17 protein-coding genes are annotated in these 23341 nt (G+C 70.2%); 8 read left to right on the forward strand and 9 right to left on the reverse strand.

Going from position 1 to position 23341, the window contains the following annotated elements:
- Positions 1-3: 3 nt before the first annotated feature.
- Positions 4-1005 (reverse strand): N-acetylornithine carbamoyltransferase, encoded by a 1002-nt coding sequence (locus WME82_RS00415; protein ID WP_438041202.1) that lies wholly within the window; start codon positions 1003-1005, stop codon positions 4-6.
- A gap of 487 nt (positions 1006-1492) precedes the next feature.
- Between WME82_RS00415 and WME82_RS00420 the strand changes: the two genes are divergently transcribed.
- The gene (locus WME82_RS00420; RefSeq protein ID WP_012232709.1) at positions 1493-1804 is read left to right on the forward strand and encodes a hypothetical protein; all 312 of its coding nucleotides are present in this window, start codon (positions 1493-1495) and stop codon (positions 1802-1804) included.
- 24 nt (positions 1805-1828) lie between these two features.
- On the opposite strand, the gene WME82_RS00425 is transcribed toward WME82_RS00420, so the two are convergent.
- Positions 1829-2677: a GNAT family N-acetyltransferase gene (locus WME82_RS00425; RefSeq protein ID WP_438041203.1), complete on the reverse strand. Its 849-nt coding sequence runs from the start codon at positions 2675-2677 to the stop codon at positions 1829-1831.
- A 153-nt stretch (positions 2678-2830) separates the two neighbouring features.
- On the opposite strand from WME82_RS00425, the gene WME82_RS00430 reads away from it, so the two are divergent.
- Both WME82_RS00430 and WME82_RS00435 read left to right on the forward strand, forming a co-directional pair.
- Positions 2831-3358: a hypothetical protein gene (locus WME82_RS00430; RefSeq protein ID WP_438041204.1), complete on the forward strand. Its 528-nt coding sequence runs from the start codon at positions 2831-2833 to the stop codon at positions 3356-3358.
- Positions 3359-3775: 417 nt separating this feature from the next.
- Complete coding sequence (locus WME82_RS00435) at positions 3776-4393, forward strand: hypothetical protein (protein WP_438041205.1); 618 nt, start codon at positions 3776-3778, stop codon at positions 4391-4393.
- A 34-nt stretch (positions 4394-4427) separates the two neighbouring features.
- On the opposite strand, the gene WME82_RS00440 is transcribed toward WME82_RS00435, so the two are convergent.
- Positions 4428-8168, reverse strand: coding sequence for a UvrD-helicase domain-containing protein (locus WME82_RS00440; RefSeq protein WP_438041206.1), 3741 nt, complete (start codon positions 8166-8168; stop codon positions 4428-4430).
- Positions 8169-8418: 250 nt separating this feature from the next.
- On the opposite strand from WME82_RS00440, the gene WME82_RS00445 reads away from it, so the two are divergent.
- The 4 genes from WME82_RS00445 to WME82_RS00460 are packed head-to-tail and all read left to right on the forward strand — an operon-like array spanning position 8419 to position 11739.
- A complete protein-coding gene (locus WME82_RS00445; protein WP_438041207.1) occupies positions 8419-9378 on the forward strand; it encodes a prenyltransferase in 960 nt (319 codons plus the stop codon).
- On the forward strand, positions 9375-10109 hold the full coding sequence (locus tag WME82_RS00450; RefSeq protein ID WP_437743595.1) for a ferrochelatase: 735 nt from the start codon (positions 9375-9377) through the stop codon (positions 10107-10109). Before WME82_RS00445 ends, WME82_RS00450 begins: the two co-directional genes overlap by 4 nt.
- Entirely contained in the window at positions 10106-11023 is a 918-nt protein-coding gene (locus WME82_RS00455; RefSeq protein ID WP_437743596.1) for a prenyltransferase, read from the forward strand. The genes WME82_RS00450 and WME82_RS00455 overlap by 4 nt, the downstream gene beginning before the upstream one ends.
- A 14-nt stretch (positions 11024-11037) precedes the next feature.
- A complete protein-coding gene (locus tag WME82_RS00460) occupies positions 11038-11739 on the forward strand; it encodes a lycopene cyclase domain-containing protein (protein WP_438041208.1) in 702 nt (233 codons plus the stop codon).
- A gap of 115 nt (positions 11740-11854) precedes the next feature.
- Here the strand turns inward: WME82_RS00460 and WME82_RS00465 are convergent, their stop codons facing one another.
- The 5 genes from WME82_RS00465 to leuC form a co-directional block, all read right to left on the reverse strand.
- On the reverse strand, positions 11855-14383 hold the full coding sequence (locus tag WME82_RS00465) for a glycoside hydrolase family 31 protein (protein WP_438041209.1): 2529 nt from the start codon (positions 14381-14383) through the stop codon (positions 11855-11857).
- 581 nt (positions 14384-14964) lie between these two features.
- Entirely contained in the window at positions 14965-15144 is a 180-nt protein-coding gene (locus tag WME82_RS00470) for a hypothetical protein (protein ID WP_438041210.1), read from the reverse strand.
- Positions 15145-15929: 785 nt separating this feature from the next.
- Complete coding sequence (locus tag WME82_RS00475; RefSeq protein WP_438041211.1) at positions 15930-17480, reverse strand: hypothetical protein; 1551 nt, start codon at positions 17478-17480, stop codon at positions 15930-15932.
- A gap of 923 nt (positions 17481-18403) precedes the next feature.
- Positions 18404-19021: a 3-isopropylmalate dehydratase small subunit gene (gene leuD, locus WME82_RS00480; protein ID WP_438041212.1), complete on the reverse strand. Its 618-nt coding sequence runs from the start codon at positions 19019-19021 to the stop codon at positions 18404-18406.
- Positions 19022-19048: 27 nt separating this feature from the next.
- Positions 19049-20458, reverse strand: coding sequence for a 3-isopropylmalate dehydratase large subunit (leuC, locus tag WME82_RS00485; protein ID WP_438041213.1), 1410 nt, complete (start codon positions 20456-20458; stop codon positions 19049-19051).
- Between the two features lie 221 nt (positions 20459-20679).
- Here leuC and WME82_RS00490 point away from each other — a divergent pair, with 221 nt between their 5' ends.
- Positions 20680-21591, forward strand: coding sequence for a LysR family transcriptional regulator (locus WME82_RS00490; protein ID WP_044963587.1), 912 nt, complete (start codon positions 20680-20682; stop codon positions 21589-21591).
- Positions 21592-21709: 118 nt separating this feature from the next.
- On the opposite strand, the gene WME82_RS00495 is transcribed toward WME82_RS00490, so the two are convergent.
- Complete coding sequence (locus tag WME82_RS00495) at positions 21710-23254, reverse strand: IMP dehydrogenase (RefSeq protein WP_438041214.1); 1545 nt, start codon at positions 23252-23254, stop codon at positions 21710-21712.
- Between the last annotated feature and the right edge of the window lie 87 nt (positions 23255-23341).

Consider the following 23341-nt stretch of genomic DNA (forward strand, 5'->3'; position numbering starts at 1 on the left):
TTGTCACCACCCGTTGGCCAGCACGTCCATCACGGCCTTCTGAACATGCAGCCGATTCTCTGCCTCGTCGATGACCATCGATGCTGGCGAGTCGATCACCGCGTCCGTGACCTTGACGTTGCGCCGGACCGGCAGGCAGTGGGAGAAGAGCCCCCCCGCGGTGAGCGCCATCTTCTGCTCATCGACGATGAAGTGCTTGTTCTTGTCGCGGATGGGCTTCTCCTGCTCCCAGCGCCCGAAGTAGGGAATCGCGCCCCAGCTCTTTGCGTACACGACGTGGGCGCCCTCGTAGGCGGACTTGATGTCGTAGGTGATCGAGAGCTTCTGCCCGTTGCCTTCGGCGCTCTTCCTGGCGGCGTCGAGGTAGCGCTCGTCGAGGTGGTACTCCTCGCTGGGGCAGAGGAGGGTCACGTCCATGCCGAGCTTGGACGCGATGAGAACGGCCGAGTTGGCGACCGCGGTGTTGAGCGGGCGCGGGTGATACGTCCAGGTGAGGACGAACTTCTTGCCGTCGAGGCGGCCGAGGCGCTCCTTCATGGCGAGCGCGAGCGCGAGCTCCTGGCAGGGGTGGGTGATGGTCTCCAGGTTCACGACCGGCACGGTGGCGTAGCGGGCGAAGCCCTGGAGCACCTTGTCCTGGCGATCGTCCTCCCAGCGCTGGAATTTGGGGAACGCGCGTACGCCGATGAGGTCGGCGTAGCGGGAGAGCACGCGAGCGACCTCCTGGATGTGCTCCTCCGGCTCGCCATCCATCGCGATGCCTTCCTCGAACTCGATGGGCCAGGCACTCCGGCCAGGCTCGAGCACGACGGCGTGGCCGCCGAGCTCCCGGATGCCGACGTCGAAGGAGGTGCGCGTCCGCAGCGATGGGTTGAAGAAGACGAGCGCGATGGTGCGGTCCTTGAGGCGCGGCTCGATAGGCCGCCGCTTGAAGCGCTGCGCGCGCTCGAGGAGGCCCTCGATCTCTGCGCGGGTGTAGTCCATCGTGGTCAGGAAGTGCCGCATCGGATGCCTCCTCGTTTGAACGTCGCGGAGCGGGCACTCGCATTGGAGCAAGCCTGGCGGTGATGTCAACGCTGCTCGCGCCGCGCCGCGCGCGCGGGCGATTCAAGGGGGCGGCCCTTCGCCTCCGGCGAGCGGGGACCGCTGCGCGACGCGACGAGGAACCGGTGAGCGTGGTTCGCTTCGAGGAGATTCCGGGAGCGGGAACCGACGCCGGTGGCGGGCACGGTCTCGTGTCGGCCCCACCAGCCGCTGGACGAGCTCCTCGGCCGTGTCGGAGACACCAGGATTGCAGGTGCTGATTTCAGGAACGAAAGGAGTACGCAGGTCCCCTAGGGAAAGACTCGCGGAAATCGGGGGTGCAACCCTTGGCCTGCCTCCTGCTAAACAGGTAGGGCAGAGCGCCCGTGACGGTTTCCCCCCCACCGTCGAATGGGCGCTCTTTTTTTGTGCTTTGGTGGTGGGGTGGCGTGAAGGAGCGGGTGTTCCGGTGACGCTGGTCGTGATCCTCACGGTGCGTTGCGAGGCGCTCGACGCGTTCCGCGCGTACGAGAGGAAGGCCGCGGCGGTGATGGCGCGGTACGGCGGTGCGATCGAGCGGACGGTGGTGACAGCGCCCGACGGCGCTGGGCTCACCCTGAAGGAGATCCACCTCGTCACGTTTCCGGATGAACAAGCCTTCTCGGCATATCGCGGCGACGCCGAGCTCGGGGAGGTGGCGCACCTGCGGGGCGCGTCGGTCGTTCATACCGAGATCCTGCGCGGGGAAGAGGGACCGGACTACCACGTCGCCCCTGTCTGACCGGCGCCGCTGTATGGCGCTGCATCACGTTCCGAGGACGGTGCCGCTCTCCGCCTGCGCGGGCGGCTCGGCGATGCACGCGGTGGCGACGCGCCGGAACCCGACCCGCTCATAGACGCGCGCGACGCGGTCGTTCTGCGCGGACAGGAACACGGTGCGGATCCCGGCGTCCAGCGCATGGCGGGCCAGAGCCGCGGTGACCGCGGCGGCGAGGCCGCGCCCCCGGGCCGCCGGCAGCGTCCCCACGCCGACGATCTCGGCGACGTCCCGCGCGTGCTGGTAGCTGCCGGTGCAGAGCGGACCGGCGAGCGCTCCTTCGCGGCCCCGAGCGGCCGCGTGCACCAGCGTCCCCTCGATCAGCGACGCTTGCCACGCGGCCGCCTGTCCGGCCGGGAGCGCGGCCGCGGCGGCCTCCCGCTCGGCCGGTCCCGCAGAGCCGACCGCGGTGTCGAGCGCGCCGAAGGCGACGTGCGCGACGGCCTGCACTTCGGCGAGATCCGGGTCCTGGGCGGTGATGGTCGAGAGCGAGACGCCCTCCGGCAAAGGCGTCTGGTGGGGCTCGCCGCAGAGCACGAGCAGCGGGCAGCGCCGGACATGCAGGCCGGCCGCCTCGGCCGTGGCGTCGAGCCCAGGGGTGGTCTCCAGCACCCACTCGAACGCCTCCGGGATCGAGAGCTGCCGCTGACGCGCGCGCACGGCGGCCACGTCCTCGACCGATACGGCGCCGGGATGGCCGAGGGCGGGGCGGGCATAGTAGGGCCAGCCGTCGCCGCGGCGAACGAAGAGAGTCAGCGGTCCATGGTCCTCTGCGTCAGCGCGCCAGCGAGGGACGGCATCGTAAAACCGCTCGATGGCGGCGAGGAGAGCGCTCACGGGCCACGATTGTGTCATCCCACGCGCGCCGGCGCGAGGAACTCCGGGCTCCTCGGAGAGGCCCTTCCGTGCTGGCGCCGAGCGGCGCCGGCGCCCGCCGTGCATCGCGCGTCCAGGGGGCCGGCTCCCGCCGCTCGGGTGTAGACTCGTCCGATGCACCGACGTGGCTTTTGCGCGACCTGCGCCGCCCTTGCGCTCGCGACGCTCTACTCCATCGGCTGCGGTCCCTCGCCAGCTCAGCTGTCGTCTGGGGCCGCCGCCCCGGTCGAGCTCGTGCTTCCGCCCTCGCGCCCTGGCGCGCCCGAGCCCAAGCTGGCGGCGGATGAGCTGGAGTCCCGGAGGGACGAGACACAGCGCCTGCCCTTCGTGGGCACGTGGGTCAGCGAGGATGACGGCTCGCTCATCGAGCTGAGCGCGACGAGCTTCCACCACCGCTTTCCGTACATGGGCGCTCCGCGTGACCTCTACGCGCGCATCACCTCGTACAACACCGAGCGTGGCCACATCGCGCTCGAGTACACCCGCATCCTGCAGGATGGAGTCGAGGAGTCCATCGAGGAGCCCGTCGTGTACATGCGCTACGAGATCCGCGACGGCGACCTGTACAAGCACGTCGACGCCGAGGATTTCCCCACCACCGTGGACGACGAGCGGTTCGTGCGGACCCCCGGCCGGCGGTGAGCGCCCGTCGGACCCCGGCGCCCACGGCCCGCTGCGTGACATGTCACGACCCGCTGCGTGACATGTCACGGCCCGCTGCGTGACATGTCACGGTCTTGCGGCTGCTCGCGCGGGCAGCGCTCCGGCTTCTTGGCGCGGCGCGAGGAGCTCGCCTCGGGCTGGATTTCCCGTGTCGAGGAGCGGTACCGGTCCGGCTTCGGGGGCCCGGCGATGACGTCGAAGCAGAGGGGGGCCGGGCTGGCACCTCTGTTGCGAAGTGCCCCTGCGGCGACGATGAGCCGGGCGAGGGAGTGCGCTGCTGGAGGCGATTTGCCCCCACACCGCTGGCTGGGCGAACCAGCGCATCATGAGCTCCGCGGTCCCCCGCTGAACGTCGAGACGCCGTACTCATACGCTTTGTACATGGAGAGTGGCACGATGAGCCGAACTCATGCCGTGGTGGGGTGTCTATTCGCTTCGATGGTCGCGATGGCCGCCACGGGTTGCGCCGTGGAGATGCAGGACGATGAGGTCGACGGGGTCGATTCGCTCGACGAGGACGTCGCTGAGGTGGAGCAGGCGTACAGCGAGGCGACGTGCGCTACCGTCGCTCCGGTGACGACCTACATTGGTGGCTACAACTACTACTCGCCGCAGACGTACACCACGGCGGGCTGCTACAAGAGCCTGGCGGTCGACGTTGTCGGCTACGAGGCCGGTTTCACTCCGGCGCCCGGCCCCAACCACGAGCTGAATACGTACGTGGATTGGGCGGACACCCTGCCGACGGACCCGGAGGCGTGCCGCGATCTGTTTCTGGCTGCCACCCTGTACTACGAGGATGATGGGGTGATGGTCCCCGCAGAGATGGCGCAGAGACGCGGCAACTATGTCAATGGCGTGGGCTGCAACGTTGGCCTCAGCTACGGACTCAAGTTTTATACGCCCATGGTGGCCACCCACAGCTACCGCGTCGTCGCCACCGCCCGAACCGGCAATGGCAGCAGCTTCCCGACGCGAAAGTTCAGGATCCGTACGGTGTGGGAGCCGATCTGAGCCGCCGATCGCCGGCGCGTGGCGCCGGCGCCCCTCACACCCTGAGCACCACCCCTCTCGCCCTCTCGCCCGTCGCCTCCGCGATCGCCTGCACGTAGAGCCGCACCTGCGCCTCCTGCGCCGCGTGCGCCGTGCCCGCGTCGGAGCCGGTCTTGAAATCGACCACGGTCCAGATCCCCACGTCGCCGACGCTCTCTCGGAACGAGAGGTCGACGATGCCCTCGGCGATCGTCCCGTCCTCGAGCCGCAGGAGCAGCGGCGTCTCCCGCTCGCACGCCCCGCGCGCGGCGCTCTCCGCCGCGCGCCGGAGCAGCGGGTGCTCGAGCGCCGCGACCGCCGCCGCGACCGCCGCGTCGAGCTCCTCGGCCGGCGCCCCGAGCAGCCTCGCCTGCGCCGCCGCCACGGTCCTTACCTCGTCCTCGCCCGCCCGGAGATCCACCTCGGCCAGCACCGCGTGCACCAGCGTCCCGAACCGCTTGCCGTAGGGCCGTCCCTCGCGCGCGATCTCCGTCTGCTCGAACGAGATCACCGGCAGCGCGTCCGCCCTCTCCCCGCGCGCCGCTCCGCCGCCGCTCCGCTGCGCGGCCGCCGTCCCCGCTCCGGCCGCCGCCGCTGCCGCTTCCGCCGCCTCGTGGCTGATCTCCGTCGCCGTCTTCACGCGGACAGCCGCCATCGAGCCGTCCACGATCGCCCGCTGCCGCGCCTCCTGCCATGCCTCGTGCCCGCGCTGCCCGAGCTCTCCTGTCAGCAAGGCGCTCGCCGTCGCCCCGCTGCTCCCGAGGACCCCGGCGCCGCTCGCTGGCCCGGCGCCCGCCGCCGCGCCGCTCGCGTCCGCCTGCAGGATCCGCTGCTGCCGCAGCCCCGCCTCCGGCTCGCGATCCAGATCCAGCGCCCCCGGATCCCACCACACCACGCGGTGCGAGCCCGCCATCGGCGCGTGCTCCCCGGGCGCGACTGCGTCCCGCTCGTCGGCCTCGCACCGCGCAGGGCGCTCCAGCACCGTGTCGGTACCGAACGGAGGGCAGCCGAGGTCCTCGCAGCGCCGAGGGCTCCGTCGCTCGCGCGGCGCCGGGTAGAGCACCGGGTGGAGCACGTCGAGCCAGCCGTCGCTCGTGCCGTCGCCCGGGCGCGCGTCGCCCACCGCGGGCACCACCAAGAGCTCGCGCGCGCGCGTCGCCGCCACGTACGCGAGCCGCACCGCCTCCTCACGATCGCGGCGCAGCACCTCGTCGCGGCGCTCGACGAGCTCCGCGGGCACGCAGCCGGCGATCGGCTCCGCCCACAGGCCGAGCTCCGGATCCACGTGCCGCGACGGGAGCTGGTGCGCCGCCGGCGACGCCGGATCCGCCAGGATCACCACCGGGAACTCGAGCCCCTTGGCCCGGTGCACCGTCATGATCCGCACGCCCTCCGTCCCCTCCTCGACGACCGGCGCCTCCGCGACCTCACCCCGCTCGGCGTCGAGCTCGAGCCGCTCCACGAACGCGCGGAACGACGTCGCGCCGGCCGCCTCGAAGCGCCGCCCGAGATCCATCACCCGCAGCACGTTCGCGAGCGCTTGCTCCCCCGTCGGCCAGATCGCGATGCCCGCGTGCGCGCGCGTCTCGTCGAGGAGCCCGCCGAGGGTGTCCGCGATCGGCCGCCGGTTGCGCTCGCGGTGCAGCCGCCCGAGCACCGCGAGCGCCTCCGCGACCTCCCGGAGCGGCCGCGCCCCGCCCTCCACCGCGAGATCGAGCGCCCCGTCGTCCGGCGGTCGAAACAGCGGGTGCAAGCGCCGGAAGCGGTCGCGGTAGAGCAGGAGCACGTCGTCCGTCAGCGCGAAGAGGGGCCCGCGCAGCGTCGCGTAGACGCTGAGCTCGTCGTCCGGCCACTCGATCGCGAGCAGCGCGCTCCGCACCGCCATCACCTCCTCGCGATCGTGGAACGACCGTCCGCCCACGAGCACGTGCGGGATCCGCCGCGCCTCGAGCGCCCGCACGTAGGCGCGGGTCGCGTCCTCCCCGAACGTCTGGAAACGCTTGAACAAAAGACAGATGTGCCGCGCCTCGAGCGGCACCCGCTGGCCCGGGCGCTCGCGCTCCGTCACCGTCCAGCGCCGCGCGCCCGACGCACCGCCGGCGCCCGCGCCGCCGTGGATGAGGTGGTGGACGAAGGCGCCGACCGCGTCCGGGATCGACTGCCGCACACGGAAATCGGAGATCTTGCCGAAGTCGCCGTAAGGCCGCGGCACCGGGAGCGCGATGACCGTCGGCTGCTCCGGCGGATCGTCCCGGAACCGCTCGAGCGCGACGTACCGCGCCTGGGTCGCGGCGCGCTCGCCCTCCGCGGTCCCTCCCTGCATCAGCGGCGCGAACGCCGCGTTGACGGCCTCCTGGATCGACGGGGCGCTGCGGAAGCTCGTCGACAGGTACAGGACGCTCGCGCCGCACGCGACGAGCCGGGCCTTGGTCGCCTCGTAGAGCGCGACCTCGGCGCGGCGGAAGCGGTAGATCGACTGCTTCGGATCGCCGACCACGAAGAGCTTGCCGGGCACCGGGCGCGCCCGCGTCCAGTCGGCCTCGGAGAGGTCGTCGGCCGCGAGAAGGAGCAGGATCTCGGCCTGGAGCGGGTCGGTGTCCTGGAACTCGTCGACGAAGAGGTGCGAGAAGCGGAGGTTGAGCTCCTCGCGCACGCCGCGGCTCGAGCGGAGCAGGTCCCGGGCGCAGAGCAGCAGGTCGAGGAAGTCGAGCTTGCCGGCGCGGGCCTTGAGCGCGTCGTACGCCTCGATCGGCGGCCGGAGCTCGCGCGAGAGGCAGGCCGCGAGATCGGCGCTCGCGGCCGTGAGCACGGCGTCGAGCTCGACCTTCACGCGGTCGCGCTGCGCGAGCACCTCGGCGCGCGTGAGATCCCCGCCGAACGCCTTGCCTGAGCCCTTCCAGCGCCATTCCTTCCAGCGCGCGACGTCGCCGAGCTCGGCCTCCAGGCCGTCGTGGTCGCGCCCGCCCGTCACCTCCTCGCGGCGGCGGAGCTCCGCGAGGTAGCGGTCGAGGTTCCGGAGGCTCTGCGCGAGGTAGTCGCCCTCCCGGTCGGCCTCGGCGCCCAGGTCCGCGAGCGCCGCGAGGCGGTCCAGGATCTCGTCGATGGCGCGCTCGCGGTCGAACGGATCGCGCCGCCAGGGGCGCGTGAAGTCGCGGTGCTCGGCGAGCTTGAACGCCGCGCTCCGGAGCAGGTCGCGCGGGCCCTGCGCGCCGTCGCGCGGGCGGCGGCGCAGGATCCGGCGCACGCCCTCGGGCGGGTCGTTCAGGGTGCGCTGGAACCAGGCGTCGAAGGCCTGGTCGAAGAGCGCCTCGGCCTGATCCGCGGCCGCGACCTGGAACAGCGGGTCGACGCGCGCCTCGACCGGCCACTCGCGCAGGAGGTCGGCGCAGAAGGAGTGGATGGTCCCGATGCGCGCCGCCTCCAGGTGCGCGAGCGCCTCGTCGAGCCGCGCGCGCTCCGCCGGGCCCGCGCCCGGGTCGCTGCGCGCCCGCTCGATCTCGGCCCGGAGGCGCAGCTTCATCTCGCCGGCCGCCTTCTCCGTGAAGGTCACCGCGACGATGCGATCGAGCGTCCCGCCGCCCTCCTCGGGCGCCCTCCGCAGCACGGCGACGATCCGCGACACGAGCGCGGTGGTCTTGCCGGTGCCCGCGGCGGCCTCGACGACGAGCGTCGTCCGCAGATCGTCGCGGATGCGGCGGCGGGCGGGCTCATCCGCGAGCTCCCGCGCGCCGCGCGATCGGACCGCGTCGGCGGTCACGCGCGCCTCCGCGCGGGCTCGAGGCGCTGCCCGGGGGCGCGCGGCAGGAGCGCGCCGGCCAGGCTCGGGGAGGGGAGGAGGACGTGCCGCACTGGGTCGCGTGGGGGAGGCTGTCGGGGGAGTAAGGTGGCGCAGATCGGCGTGGAAGGAAACGCTGCCGTGCCCGGCGGAAGGCGGTCCGTTTTCCGGACGGGCTCATGTAGCCCCTGAGCGTGGATGTTCTTGTGCTAGCAGCAGAGAGAGCTGATCCATGCGCCTCGAGTCGATGAGCCCTGGAGCGCGGTGGGCGTACGCGCTCAAACCCGCGAGCTGGCCCAAGGTGCTCGTCCCGGCCGTGTACGGGCACGCGGTGGGCGCGGCCGTCGCCGGCCGGCTGTCCGCAGGGGCCCTCGCCTTCGGCGCGCTGTGGATGATGGCCGACGTCGCCTTCGTCGTGCTCCTGAACGACTGGGGCGATCGCGAGGTGGACGCCCTCAAGCGACGCATGTTCCCGGACGGCTGCTCGCCGAAGACCATCCCGGACGGCATCCTTCCCGCGAAGGCCCTCCTGCTCGCCGGGCTCGGGGCCGGTGTCTCCGCATTGCTCATGGCCTGGGTGGCCGGCGCCGCGCTCGATCGCCCGCTGCTGCTCCCCCTGGCCGCGCTCGGCCAGCTCGTCTTCGTCGCTTACACGCTGCCGCCTCTCAGGCTCAACTACCGCGGCGGCGGCGAGCTCCTCGAGATGGCCGGCGTCGGCGGCGTGCTCCCCGTGCTGCACGCGTATGCCCAGTGTGGCGTGCTGGCGCCGGCGTGGCTCGTCGCGCTCCTGCCGGGGTTGCTCGTGCTCGCGCTGGCGAGCGCGCTGGCCAGCGGGCTGTCCGACGAGCAGAGCGACCGCGCCGGCGGCAAGCGCACCGTGGCCACGCTGCTCGGCAATGCGGCCACGCGCCGGGTCACCGAGGCCCTCGCCGGCCTCGGCCCGCTCCTCTGGCTCGCGGCGTCCCTCCTCGCCGAGGACGCGCCGCCCCTCTGGTCGGTCGCGCCAGCGGCGGCCGTGGCGCTCTTCTTCAGGGCGCGGCTCCTCGAGAAGAGCCCCGAGGCGGTGACGAACGCCTTCGCCGCGCAGGCGGCCTACAAGCGCGAGCTCCACCGCGCGATCCAGTGGGGCATCGCCGCCCTGTCGGCGGCCGTGCTCGCCGCCGGGCTCCGCGCCGGGGGAGGGCCGACATGACGGGCGTCGCGGTCATCCCCCCGGAGGAGCGCGACGCGCTCGCGCGCCTCACGCCTCTGCTGGGCGCGCGGGCCTCGGTCGCGCCGGGCCGGCCGTGCGCGCCCACCCCCGTCGCCCTGGTCGAGCAGATCGTGAACGGCAGCGAGGACGCCGAGCGGGTGCGCGCCTTTGCCCGCGGGCTCGGCGAGGTGATCTGCGCCGTCGCCGACAACTTCCCCGACAACATCTTCTGGGATCTCGACTACCTGGCCTGCTGCCTGTGGCAGGCCGGGAGCGCGCCCGCGATCGGCGACTTCGCCCGCCGCGTGGTGTCGCTCTGCCTGGGCTTCGGCAACAAGTCGAAGCTGCGCTTCCGCTATGCGCACGACTTCCTCTATGGCTACGACTGGGCTCGCTGGGTGATGCGCAAGCCGGAGGAGCGCGCGGGCATCGGGCCCTTCGACGTCTCGTTCTTCGATTACCTCGACGGCCGGCAGAGGACGCTCGTCGAGCTCGTGGCCAGCAACGACCGCAAGTACTCGCAGCTGAACGGCCGGGAGTACCGCAACCCCTTCTCGTTCATCCGCGAGCCGCCCGAGGAGTCGCAGCTCCACTGCCTGCTCGCGCAGGTCGACCTGATCCCGCTCAAGGCCTGGCGCCTCGACGGCGAGCGCCGCTGGGACCTCCCCTTCACCGATCTGCGCGCCAAGCTGGCCGATCGCCTCGGCCTGTCGCGGGGCGAGGGGCGATGAGCGTCCGGCCGGGCGCGCTTCGAGCGTGGCTCGATGCGTCTCGGCTGGCCTCGCAGCCGAGCATCGCGCTCCCGCTGCTGCTCGGGCAGCTCGTCGGCGCGCGGGCGGCCGGCCGCCCGCTCGACGTGGGGACGCTCGCGGCGGTCCAGCTGTTCGGCCTGCTGAACCAGCTCTTCATCGTCTACGCGAACGACGTCGCCGACCAGGAGACCGATCGCCGCAACCGGACCGCCACGCCCTTCTCGGGCGGCTCGCGCGTGCTGGTCGAGGGGCGCCTCTCGCCCCGCGCGCTCGGCGCCGCGGCCGTCGTGTGCGCCGCGGCGCTCGTGGCCGTCTCGGCGGCGCTCGCCGCGGCGCTGGCGACGGCCGCAGCGCCGCTCCTCGTGCTCCTGGCGATCGCGGCGCTCCTGCTCCTCTGGGCCTACAGTTACCCGCCGCTTCGCCTGTCGTACCGCGGCGGCGGGGAGCTGCTCCAGATGGTCGGCGTCGGCGCGGTCCTGCCGCTCTACGGTTACATCGCCCAGGGGGGCGACCCCGCGCGCTTCCCCTTCGCGCTGCTCGCGTTCCTGCTGCCGAGCCACCTCGGCTGCGCGATCGCCACCGCGCTCCCGGACGAGCCCTCGGATCGCGAGAGCGGCAAGCGGACGCTGCCCGTGCGCGTGGGCGGAGAGCGGGCGGCGCGGTGTGTGGTCCTCCTGAACGGGCTCTCGCTCGTGCTCGCGCCGGTCGGTCTGGGCGCGGTGGGCCTGAGCCCTGGGGCGGGCCTGCTCGCGCCGGCGGTGGCGGCGCTCGTCGTGCTGCTGGCCCGTCCAGCGCCGCCGGGCTCGCGCCTGCTGCTGGTCCGGGTCGCGGCGGCGGGCGCGGCGACGCTGTCGCTGGTCGGCTCGACCCTCATCGCCCTCGCCGCGCGCTGAGGAGCGAGGGCGCGATGTCGCACGAGTTCCTGCTGCTCTCGTTGCTCTTCCTCCTGCCAGGAGGCGTCATCTGGCTCGCGCGCCCGGATCTGCGCCCCCTGATGAAGCGGATGGCGCTCGCCTCGCTGCCGTTCGCGGCGACCGAGCGGCTGTTCTACCCGAGGTACTGGGCGCCGAAGTTCCTGTTCGACCTGGCCGATCGGATCGGGTTCGGCATCGAGGACGTGCTGTTCGTCGTCGGGCTCAGCGGATTTTCCTCGACCGTCTATGCCGTTGTGTTCCGCCGCGCGCCGGTGCCCTGCGCGGCGCAGGGGGCGCGGCCGTGGCGGCGGGCGGCGGCGGTGATCGCGATCGCGATCGCGGTGGCCGGGGCGCTGCTCGCGGCGGGGGTGCCCGTGCTCTATGCGTCGGTGGCGGCGATGGTGGGGGTCACCGCGGCGCTCGCCGCGCTGCGCGGCGATCTGCTCGTGCCGGGCGTGCTCGGAGCGCTCCTGTCGGCGGCGCTCTACCTCGGCCTGTGCCTCGTCTTCGCGGCGCTCGTGCCCGGCGTGTTCGAGCGCACCTGGCGGCCCAGCGTGCTGCTGCCGGGGAGGGCGCTGCTCGGCGTGCCGCTCGACGAGGTCCTCTACGGGCTCGGCGCGGGCTTCGCGGCCACGGTGTTCCCGGCGTGGGCGTTCGGGTTCAGGTACGGGCGCGCCGGAAGCGACGGGGATTGAAATTCCCCCGGCGCTTCCGGCGCGTCTTTTCTTCCGTCGGAGCGGTGTCGCTCAGGGCGGCGGCGGCCGTCGCACGGCCGCCCCATCCATCAGCCTGAGCGTCAACAGCCGTCGCTCAGTTTGCGGTTACAACAACCTCTGAGCCGTTGTACGTGACCATTTGATCCGGAGCAGCCGTGACGTCGACGCCGGCGCCATGATTGGAGCCTACCAGCACGATCCTGAACGTCCTGCTGGCCGGCATTCCGGGATAGCTTCCCTTCCTTGCGCCGATGGTCAACGTCTTGGCAGAGTCGTCCCATGTGAGTGGGATTGTCGAGTATTGACCCTCCTCATAGCTGTAGGTGTCGCCCTCGTCCTCGTAAATAGTGAAGGACCCGTCTTGACCTGTATAGATCCGGATCTCCAGCGGGTCGATGCTCTGCGTTGCATACTGAATGCTGGGACCCATGGGGACAATTGAGCCCGCTTTGACGTAGAGCGGCATCTCGCTCAGCGGCGCGGGGGCCGAAACCGTACGCCCGCCGTCTGTCGTCGCGCCTGTCCAGAAATCGTACCAGGTACCCGCGGGAAGATAGACGGAGCGGCTGGTAGCGCCCGCGGTGGTCACTGGATTGACCAGGAAGGCAGGGCCGAACAGGAACTGATCCTTGATGCCGAATACCTTCTCATCATTGGGATAATCGAAGACCAGGTGCCGCATCATGGTGTAGCCTTCGCTGGTCACCTTCCATGCCAACGAGTAGATGTAAGGCATCAACCGATAGCGCAGGTTGTCGATCTTGAGGAGATTGGCCTTGGTGGCGGCGCTCCAGCTGTTGCTGTACAATTCCCTTGTCCCGCCGCCATGTATCCGGAAGATCGGGTTGAAGGCGCCATACTGAAACCAGCGGGTGAAGAGTTCATTGTTCGCGCTGGTGGTCCAGTCCACGTTGTGGCCCCAGTACCCGCCTATGTCAGTGGTCCAATAGGGCATCCCCGCGATCGAGAAATTGAGCCCCGCAGGGATCTGCCTGGTATAGGTTTGAAAATTACTGTCAATGTCTCCCGACCAGCACGTCGTGGCATATCGCTGCTGGCCGGCAAAGGCGCTGCGGGTGAGGACGTAGACTCGCTTCTGTTTCGGGCCGGTGGCACGCCAATGCTCGTACAACGCCTGGGAGTGTCCCAGGGGATAAGCATTCACGTACAGCGCCCCCTTGCCGAGCTCGGTATCAGCCGCCCGCACGTTGACGGGGTCCGGATAGCCCTGGGGTTCGGTGTTATCGGCCCAGATGCCGTCCCAGCCATGCGGCCCCAGCAGGCGATCATGGATCTGCTGGTACACCAGAGCTCTGGCGTCGGGGTTGAATGTGTCATAGAAATGGTGCGTGCCGCCGCTGGCGAACAGCGCTCCAATGTCGTCGAGCGCATTGTAGTTGGCCATCTCTCCCGCCTTCGTCTCCCTATCCACGCGTTCATACAACGGCCAGATCGATATCATCGTATGAACATTGGCTTCATGCATCTCGGAGACGAGGGCTGCTGGATCTGGATAGCGGTTTTGATCCATGAAGTGGGAGCCCCATGCGTACGGATTCCAGTAGTCCCAGTCTTGAACAATGCAGTCGACCGGAATGTTGTTGTTGCGGTAGCCGTCCTTGATCCTCAGCAGCTCGGCCTGGCTACCGTACTTGTCCTTCGACTGGAAGAGCCCGTAAGCCCACTTCGGGAACAACGGGGCTGCGCCGGTTGCGGTGCGGTATTGGGCCACGACCTGGTCGATGCTTGGACCATAGAAGAAGTAGTAGTCCACCATCTCGCCAGCTTCGGACGAATAGCTGTACTTGGTGTTGTTGGACTTGGTCCCGTCGAAGTTCGAGGCGGAATAGTTGTCCCAGAAGATCCCGTAGCCCCTGTTGGACACCAGCACCGGAACGTTGATCTCCGTGTTGACGTTGATGATACGTCGAGTCGTTCCTTTGCGATTTATTACGCCGTCCTGGTGCTGGCCAAGACCGAACAACGCTTCGTTGGCGGGTGAATCGAAGGAGGTCTCGATGCGATTCGTCCTGACACCCTCGATGGTCGCGGGTGTCAAGGTTTTGCTGTCTTCCGCCAGGATGACGCTATCGTTCAAGTCGGTATAGGTGACCAGGCCGTTGGTCGTGTCGACATTGGCCTTCAAGCGTGAGGTCGTAATGGTCACGGTTCCCGAGTTCTCTGCGATGCAAAAGCTCGGTGTGCCCCACTTCTTATTGACAGATAGAGACGTCTTGTCGGGGAGCGAAGGATCCGTGGCGTACTGGACTCTGATTATGCTTTCGTTACAGACTTCCAGTCTCAATAGGCCGGTTTCCAGGTTGAATGTAATGCCGTTGGCGTCGGCGGTATAGAGCCCGGTCTCCGGCGGCGCAGGCGGGCATTCGAGCTGGTCGCCGCCTCCCTCGCCTCCGGCACCGCCGGCACCGCCGGCACCGCCGCCGGCGCCGCCGACCCCGGTCGTGCTTGACCCACCACCTCCCATCCCGGTCGTGCCAGCGGCGCTGGTCGACGTGCCGCTGGCACCCGGACCGGGGTTGTTGGACTCGCCCGAGCATGCGCTGCCGAGCGGCAAGAGGCCGATCAGAACCGCGTAGAGATAACGGTTAATCAAGTTTTGCATGACTCCTCGCAAGCAACAGAGATCATAATAGTTCTCCTGACTTCGATGATTTATGTCAGCTGTAAGAGCGCGGATTGCCTCCATGCGGTCGGGGCGCGGAGCTGTTTCGCCCTCGCTTCGCACCGCTGAATCAGCATGAGAGCGCCTGGCGACAGCCCGCTCAGCCCCCTCGCTCGGGAGAGGCGGAGCGCGCGACGGAATACGGCGCGGGGAAGCAGCTGATGCCGGACGAACGCTGGGGGCGACTTGAACCGTTGCTCCCGAAGACGGAGCCGAAGCCGCAGGGCGGCCGGCCGCGTACTCCTGATCAGATCGCCCTGACGGGGATCTTGTTCGTGCTCAAGGCGGGGTCCCTCGGAGCACCGACCGCAAGAGCTCGGCTACAGCGGCACGGCTCGCTGGCGCGGACTGCGCGGCTGGCAGCAGGCTGGCGCCAGGGGGCGCAGCCTGGCTCCGTGATGAAGAAGCGCAATGAGCGCGGTGCGCACACAACCTCCCGCGTGGCTCAGCCGAATCCCCGGACGGGCCGATGGGATGACACCGGTGCGCCCGAGGAGCGTCTGAGCGTGGCCCGCCGCAAACTAGGTTACTCCGCTCCCGAGATTGCCATCCGGCCACACCGCCAGGTTCGCCGGATTCTTGACGAAATCATGCCCGGTGGACAGCATCCAGGCTTTCACGACAGGCGTCGAATACGCGATGTCTGTCATGTTCTCTGGCGGGTCGCCCTTGGCAAAGCGCCAATCACCCTCGATCGGCAATCGCTTTCTCGAAGGCCAGGCGAATGGAATCGGTGCAAAAATCGATGAAGAGCGAACAGATGACGAAGAGTTCGGTGCCCAAGGCGACCGAGGAGGACGAAGCGAAAGGACACCCCTCGACGGCAATGTGAACGCTCACATTGCCGATGTCAATTCCAATCAACCGGCCCGCGGGCATCCTCGAATCCGGAGGAGGACGAGGCTGGCGGGGGCTCCTCCGGAGCGCCGCGTCAAGAGGGGGAGCGCTGGATCGCGGTCATCGCTGGACCGCCAGACCCGCTCGAAGCATCGGAGGCAGCCGGATCAACCGTCAAGACGGCGTGCGCGAAGAGCGCGAGGGGGATGTGGGGGTGCCCGCCGGTGAAACAGCGAGCCTCATCGTGGTCAAGGGGGACCTCGCCCATCGCCCTCTCTCGAAGCGCTCTTCAATCGACCAGCGGCCTTCAACGGCACGGATCACGTCGATCGAGCAGGCGCGCCTGCTTCGGGGCCCGCTCCACCGTCTTCAATGCCGGTCGCGGCGCGGTCTCGAACGTTGTGCTCTCGGGCGCTCCGTGCGTTGGTATCGGGTACGATCCTCGGTCGATGACAGCCGCGCAACGCCGGGGCGGTGGCGTCCTGGAACGCCGACGCGCCGGGAGCGCCAGGGGATCGTGCTTCCCCTGGCGCTCCCGGCGCCTTCGTCATCGGTCATCGGATGGGAGCGGCGGCGCTCCAGCGCGCGGGCGGCGGCGTTTCGCTCGCGAAGCCTCCCGCTGTCGGGGGGATCGCCCGCGCACGTCGCGTCACGGCAGCATCAGGACGCACTCGGTCCGGCAGACCGGGCCACCGGCGCCGCCGCCGCTCGGCTCCTCGCAGATGGTCCGGACGATCGCGCCGGGGGGGCAGGTGGCTCCCTCCACGCACTCGATCCAGCAATCGCCGGGCGGGTACGCGTCGGCGCCGCCCATGCCGGTGCCGGTGCTGCTGCTGCTCTCGCCGGAGCAGACCTTCTGCTCGATCATGCCCGCGGGGCAGTAGGGCTCGAGGGGCACGCACTCGGTCCAGCAATCGCCGGGGTAGGGCATGGCGCCCACGCCGGTGCCAGTGCTGCCGACAGAGACGGAGCTGCCACCGCCGCAGACGGTCTGCGGGATGCTGTTCGGCGGGCAGTAGGGCTCGGTGGGCACACAGTCGGTCCAGCAGCCCCCGCCGGGGAAGGGCGTGCCACCCATGCCGGTGCCGCTGCTGCTGCTCGTGTCGGGCACGGGCTCGCCGTCTTCGCAGATGGTCTGCTGGGTCGTGCCCGGCGGGCAGTAGGGCTCGACAGGCACGCACTCGGTCCAGCAGTACTCCTGGCCGGGGTACGGGTCCTGGCCGGGGTACGGGCCGTTGCCGCCGTAGCCGGTGCCGGTGCTGCCCGAGCTGCCGACCGAGACCGCGCTGCCGCCGCAGACGGTCTGCGGGATGCTGTTCGGCGGGCAGTAGGGCTCGGTGGGCACACACTCGGTCCGGCAGCCGCCCCAGTCGCCGTCATAGGCGCCCGTGCCGCCGACGCCGCTGCTGCCGACGGTGCCGCTGCAGACCGTCTGCGGGGTGGTGCCCGGCGGGCAGTAGGGCTCGGTGGGCACGCACTCGGTCCAGCAACTGCCGTCGGGGGGGCGCGGCGCGGCGAAGCCTGGATCGGAGCCGCCGATGCCCCCGCCCGCGGTGCCCCCGCCGGCGCCGCCGGCGCCGCCGGTGCCCGCCCAGCCGCCCGAGCCGCCCGAGCCGCCGACGCCGACGCTGGTGCTGCTGGTGACGGACGAGCCGCCGTCGCAGTAGGTCTGCGGGGTGGTGCCGGGCGGGCAGTAGGGCCCGGTGGGCACGCACTCGGTCCAGCAGCCGCCGCCGGGGTACGGCGGGCTCGCGCCCGCATCGGCGCCGCCGGTGTTCATCCAGCCACCCGAGCCGCCGGCGCCGCTGGTGGTGCTGCTGGTGACGGTGGTGCCTTCGTCGCAGAAGGTCTGCGGGGTTGTGCCGGGCGGGCAATAGGGCTCGACGGGCACACACTCGGTCCAGCACGGCTCGGAAGGCATCGGCATGCCACCAGCGCCCCAGCCGCCGGAGCCGACAGCGCTGGCGCTGCCCCAGCCGCCGGAGCCGCCGGAGCCGACCGTGGTGGTGCCGCCGCACACGGTCTGCTCGATCGTGCCCGGCGGGCAGTACGGCTGGGGCGGGATGCACTCGGTCCAGCACTCGCCCGGATCGACGGGGATGGCGGTGCCGCCGGCGAAGCCACCCTGGCCCGAAGAGGTGGTGCCGCCGCTGCAGATGGTCTGCTCGCTCCAGTCAGGAGGACAGATGCTGTCGGGCACACACTGCTCCTCGCACATCTCGCCGATCTCGCACGGTGAACAGACCGTCTCCCAGTGAAAGCCAGGTCCGCAGTCGGGCTCTGGTGGCGGTGATGGCTCGTCCACGCCCCCACAGCCCTGCCCCTTGGCGCCGGTGAGCACAACGAGCGCGGAGAGCGCAACCAGACCCTGGAGAGAGGAGCGAGCGGCTGACGAACGCGAGATAAGAGAGGAGAAGATCGCGAAACGCATGGGGGTACTCCATCCTGCGTGCCTGTGCGAGACACGCGATCAAGGAACGATGGCTCTGCGCCGCAGCATGCGAGCGCTGCTGCGCGCGGCGTCTCAGCGCCGACTCGGAGAGCTCGCGTGGAGATAAAGCACCGGACATGCCAGGCGCGTCCGCCTGCTCGGCGGCGTCGCCGGCCGCACGGAGCGACGCGTATCGACCGGCTTTTCGCGGTCGCGCGGCGCCCGCTGCGCGCATCCGCCCAGCGCGACGGGGCCATAGTGTGACGGCGGACGCTGCCTACGTGTCACGTTGAGCCAACCGGCGCCACAGGGGGGGCCGGCAGGTAATTGGATTGAGTGACAACGGAATTTTCTTGTTTAGTTGGCGGGGTGGGGCGACCCGACCCAGGTTGAGGTTTTGTGGCCGGACGACCCAACCCGGGGCGACCCGACCCAGGTTGAGGTTTTGTGGCCGGACGACCCAACCCAGGTTGAGGTCCGGCTGGGATGATCCGACCCAGGTTGAGGTTCGCCGCGGGCCGGAGGCGACCCGGGTCGGGATACCGACCCAGGTTGAGGTGCTCGACCCAGGTTGAGGTAGCGGAGGGAGCGGAGGAGGGACCCGACCCAGGTTGAGGGGATCGGAGGGGCTCGCGCGATGTTGAGGTGCTCGCGCGTCCCAGGTTGGGGCAGCGCCCCGATCGAGCGCGGAGCTACTGCGCGGAGGCGGGCCGCACGTAGGGCAGCCGCGCCGCCACCTGCCGGACCTCCGAGGCCCCCTCGAGCAGCTGGGCGATCGGATCCCAGGTGCCCCGGATCAGCGACTCGCGCGCGCCCGGCTTGATCGTGAAGGGCACCGTGAGATCGCTCCCCGCCCGGACGACCTGCTCCTGCAGGTCGACCGTGACGGGGGTCTTCGGGTCGGCGTTCACGCGCGCCACGAGCGCGGCGCGGTCCTCGCGGCTCACCGAGACGCAGGGGATGCCGAGCGTCGTCGAGTTGCCGAAGAAGATCTCGGCGAAGCTCTCGGCGATGACGGCCTTGAAACCCGCCTTCGCGATCGACTGCGGCGCGTGCTCGCGCGACGACCCGCAGCCGAAGTTGCGATCGGCGATCAGCACCGTGGCCCCCGCGAAGCGCGGGTCGTTCAGCGGGTGCTCCCGCTTCTCGCCGCGCTCGTCGAAGCGCACGTCCCGGAAGAGGTGCTCGCCGATGCCGTCGAAGGTGACGCACTTCAGGAAGCGCGCCGGGATGATGCGGTCCGTGTCGATGTCGTCCCCCGGAACGTGAACGGCGCGACCGGTGACGGATTGAATCAAATCGAGTGCCATTGGGATCTCCCTCGGGTGCGAGCGTCGTCAGATTCCGAACACGTCACGAGCGTCGGCGATCTCGCCGCGGACGGCGGCAGCCGCGACCATCACCGGGCTCATGAGCACGGTGCGCCCGGTGGGGCTCCCCTGCCTGCCCTTGAAGTTGCGGTTGGACGAGGACGCGCACAGCTCATCTCCGATGAGCTTGTCGGGGTTCATCGCCAGGCACATCGAGCAGCCAGGCTCGCGCCACTCGAAGCCCGCCTCGCGGAAGACCCGGTCCAGCCCCTCGGCCTCGGCCGCGCGCGCCACCTCCATCGACCCCGGGACGGCCAGCGCGCGCACGTGCGGCGCGACCCTGTGCCCCTGGATGCGCCGCGCGACCTCCCGGAAATCCGAGAGGCGACCGTTCGTGCAGCTGCCGATGAACGCCACGTTGATCTTCGTCCCCTCGATCGGCTTGCCGCCCTCGAGCCGCATGTACTCGAGCGCCTCGCGGATCAGCGCCCGCTCGGACTCGTTCGCCACGTCCTCGGCCGCCGGGACCTTGTCCTTCACCGAGATCGCCTGCCCCGGCGTGATGCCCCAGGTGACCGTCGGCGCGATCTCGCTCGCGTCGATCCGGACGACGTCATCGTAACGCGCGTCCTCGTCCGACGCGATCGAGCGCCAGTACTCGAGCGCCTTCTCCCACGCCTCGCCCTTCGGCGCGTACGGACGCCCCTTCATGTACTCGAACGTCACCTGGTCCGGGTTGACGTAGCCGACCCGGGCGCCGCCCTCGATCGACATGTTGCACAGGGTCATCCGCTCCTCCATCGAGAACCCCTCGATGGTCGACCCGCCGTACTCGTACGCGTAGCCCGTGCCGCCGGACACGCCGAGCCGCCGGATGATCTCGAGGATGATGTCCTTCGCGTAGACGCCCGGCCCGAGCTTGCCCTCCACCTGGATCCGCCGGACCTTGAGCCGCTGGAGGCTCAGCGTCTGCGTGGCGAGCACGTCGCGCACCTGCGTCGTCCCGATCCCGAACGCGATCGCGCCGAACGCGCCGTGCGTCGACGTGTGCGAGTCGCCGCACGCGATCGTCATGCCCGGCTGCGTGAGGCCGAGCTCGGGGCCGATGATGTGCACGATGCCCTGCTTCCCCGACTCGAGATCGAAGAAGGTGACGCCCTGCTCGGTGCACGCCTTCTTGAGCGCGTCGACCATCCCCTCGGCCAGCGTGTCCTTGAACGGCCGCTTGCGGTTGTCGGTCGGGACGATGTGATCGAGGGTCGCGAACGTCCGCTCGGGCATGCTCACCCGCAGGCCGAGATCGCGGAGCATCCCGAACGCCTGGGGGCTCGTCACCTCGTGGATCAGGTGAAGGCCGATGAAGAGCTGGTCCTCGCCGCTCGGCAACGTGCGGACTTTGTGGAGGTCCCAAACCTTGTCATAGAGACTCTTACCCATGATGGCCTCTCGCGGTGCGCTGGATACGGGTGAAGGGGACGGCGTGCGAAGCGAAGCGGACCGGCCCGAGCGCCGGCGCCAGGGCGCGCCAGCGGCCTCCCTCGAAGGCGGCCGGCCGCCGCCGGTCTGGCGGTTCAACGTCGGGCGGGCGGCATGACTATGCGGGCGCGAGAGGATTAAGTCGAATGAAACTTTTTTCACGATCGATTAAGTAAAGCTACATGGACGCGTCGCTGCTCCCCGCGCTCGAGGACGTGCTGATGGTGGCCCGGTCGGGCTCGGTCGCCGAGGCCGCGCGGCGGCTGCACAAGACGCCGTCGGCGATCAGCCAGCAGGTGCGCCGGGTGGAGGAGCGCTTCGGGGTGGCGCTGTTCGAGCGCGACGGGCGCGGCGTGCGGCTGAGCCCGGCCGGCGAGGCGGCCCTCGGCGCGATCACGCGGCTGTTCGACCAGGCGGAGGGGGTGTTCGAGCTGCTCTCGGAGCTGGCGGGGGAGCCGTCGACGACCCTGCGCGTGGCGGCGAGCGACTACCTCGGCAAGGGGCTGCTCGTGCCGGTGATCCGCCAGATGCTCGAGAAGCGCGCGCCGGTGCGGTTCGCGATCACGACGGCGAACTCGGTCGACGCCGCGCGGGGGGTGGAGCGCGGCGAGGTGGATCTGGGCCTCGCGTCGGCGTCCTCGGCGGGCGGCGACCTCGTGAAGCAGCCGCTGTTCGTGCAGCCGTTCCTCTGGGTGGGGCCGCGGCTCAAGGGCACGGCGCCGGCGCTGCGCGAGCGGCTCCGGCACGAGCCGCTGCTCCGGCTGGCGCCCGGCAGCGTGGGGCGGCGGATGCTCGACGCGTACCTGGATCGCGAGCGGATCCGGCCCATCTCGACGATCGACGTGTCGAGCGTGTCGCTCCTCGTCTCGTACGTCTCCGGCGGGCTCGGCATCGGCCTCGCGCCGGCGCTCGCGCTGACCGAGGTGGCGCGCTCGCGGCTCGACGTCGAGGTCGCGGAGGTCGACCCGCTGCCCGTCGAGCTGATGACGCGCGAGAATTTCCGGCGCAATCCGATCGTCGAGCGCTTCGTCGAGCGGCTCGCCGCCGAGGGGCGCCGCGCGGAGCAGCGGACGCGGGCGCTCCTCGGCGGCTGACACCGCGCGAGGCGCGCCGCCGCTCGGCAGGTCGACGGGGGCGCGACACGAGGGCTCGCTTCGTCGACCGGAGCGCGCGCCCCGGGGCGCCAGAGCGACGGTCGGCCTGTGTGGCTCCTCAGGGCTCGCGCGTGTTGCCGCGCGTGTCCTTCAGCATCACGTCGTGGACGCCGCCCTCGTGGATGCTCACCGCGGACGCGACGGTCAGGCGCGCGCGCATGTACAGGTCGCGCAGCGAGGTGGCGCCGCAGTTGCACATCGTCGAGCGCACCTTGGCGAGGGTGACGTCGAGGTTGTCCTTCAGCTTGCCGGCGTACGGCACGTAGCTGTCGACGCCCTCCTCGAACTCGAGCTGATCCTTCTTCTTGCTGGTATCGCCGTGGTCGTAGCGCTGCCAGTTGCGCGCGCGGTTGCTCCCTTCACCCCAGTACTCCTTCATGAACTGGTTGTTCACGCGGACCTTGCGCCCGGGCGACTCGTCGAAGCGCGCGAAGTAGCGGCCCATCATGACGAAGTCGGCGCCCATCGCGAGGGCGATGGTGATGTGGTAGTCCTGGCTGATGCCGCCGTCGGAGCAGATCGGCACGTAGACGCCGGTCCGCTGGAAGTACTCGTCGCGCGCCTTGGCCACCTCGATCACGGCCGACGCCTGGCCGCGGCCGATCCCCTTCTGCTCGCGCGTGATGCAGATCGAGCCGCCGCCGATGCCGACCTTGACGAAGTCGGCGCCGGCCTCGACCAGGTAGAGGAAGCCCTCGCGATCGACGACGTTGCCGGCGCCGACATAGGCCGGCTTGCCGAGCGACTTCACGAAGGCGATGGTGTCGCCCTGCCACTCGGAGTAGCCGTCCGACGAGTCGATACAGAGCACGTCGGCGCCCGCCTCCACAAGCGCCGGCACGCGATCTCTGTAGTCGCGCGAGTTGATGCCGGCGCCGACGATGAGGCGCTTCTCGTGATCCACGTTCTCGAGCGGGTGCGCCTGGTGCGACTCGTAGTCCTTGCGAAACACCAGGTACTGGAGGTGCTGTCGCTCGTCGATGACGGGCAGGGTGTTGAGCTTGTGACGCCAGATGAGCTCATTCGCCTCCTGCAGATCGAGGCCGACCTTGCCGCAGTGGATCGACTTGAACGGCGTCATGATCTCGCGCACCGGCGTGCTGAGCGGCGTCTTGCCGAGCCGGTAATCGCGGCTCGTGATGATGCCGACGAACCTGCCCGTGGGCGTGCCGTCCTCGGTGATCGCAATCGTGGAGTGGCCCGTGCGATCGGTGAGCGCGAGGACGTCCCCGAGCGTCGCGTCGGGGCGCAGGTTCGAGTCGCTCACGACGAACCCGGCCTTGTAGTTCTTCACGCGCCGCACCATGGCGGCTTCCTCCTCGATGCCCTGCGAGCCGTACACGAACGACAGGCCGCCGCAGCGCGCGAGCGCGATCGCGAGCTCGGCGCCCGAGACCGACTGCATCATCGCGCTGGTGATCGGCACGCTGATCGTGAGCGGCGCGAGCTTCGGATCCGGCGGCGTCGCGCCCGGATCGGCCTTGAACCGGACGACAGGGGCCGTGAGATCGACGTTCGCGGGGACGCAGCCCTTCGTCGTCAGATTCGGGACGAGCAGGTACTCGCCAAACGTCCTGCTCGGCTCATCGTAGATGAATGCCATGTCGGCTCCTAGTGCAAGGATCCCCGGCTGTCAAACGCGAGCGGCGCCGTTCTCCGGTGAAAGTCGTGTAATATCGATGGTTTGCGG

This window comes from Sorangium sp. So ce128 (genome assembly GCF_051525245.1).
GTDB lineage: Bacteria > Myxococcota_A > Polyangia > Polyangiales > Polyangiaceae > Sorangium > Sorangium cellulosum_B.

Coding starts and splice junctions, on each gene's coding strand:
- WME82_RS00415 (WP_438041202.1), bottom strand. CDS start 1,005: ATGCGGCACTTCCTGACCACGATGGACTACACCCGCGCAGAGATCGAG.
- WME82_RS00430 (WP_438041204.1), top strand. CDS start 2,831: ATGCACCGACGTGGCTTTTGCGCGACCTGCGCCGCCCTTGCGCTCGCG.
- WME82_RS00435 (WP_438041205.1), top strand. CDS start 3,776: ATGAGCCGAACTCATGCCGTGGTGGGGTGTCTATTCGCTTCGATGGTC.
- WME82_RS00445 (WP_438041207.1), top strand. CDS start 8,419: ATGCGCCTCGAGTCGATGAGCCCTGGAGCGCGGTGGGCGTACGCGCTC.
- WME82_RS00450 (WP_437743595.1), top strand. CDS start 9,375: ATGACGGGCGTCGCGGTCATCCCCCCGGAGGAGCGCGACGCGCTCGCG.
- WME82_RS00455 (WP_437743596.1), top strand. CDS start 10,106: ATGAGCGTCCGGCCGGGCGCGCTTCGAGCGTGGCTCGATGCGTCTCGG.
- WME82_RS00460 (WP_438041208.1), top strand. CDS start 11,038: ATGTCGCACGAGTTCCTGCTGCTCTCGTTGCTCTTCCTCCTGCCAGGA.
- WME82_RS00465 (WP_438041209.1), bottom strand. CDS start 14,383: ATGCAAAACTTGATTAACCGTTATCTCTACGCGGTTCTGATCGGCCTC.
- leuD (WP_438041212.1), bottom strand. CDS start 19,021: ATGGCACTCGATTTGATTCAATCCGTCACCGGTCGCGCCGTTCACGTT.
- leuC (WP_438041213.1), bottom strand. CDS start 20,458: ATGGGTAAGAGTCTCTATGACAAGGTTTGGGACCTCCACAAAGTCCGC.
- WME82_RS00490 (WP_044963587.1), top strand. CDS start 20,680: ATGGACGCGTCGCTGCTCCCCGCGCTCGAGGACGTGCTGATGGTGGCC.
- WME82_RS00495 (WP_438041214.1), bottom strand. CDS start 23,254: ATGGCATTCATCTACGATGAGCCGAGCAGGACGTTTGGCGAGTACCTG.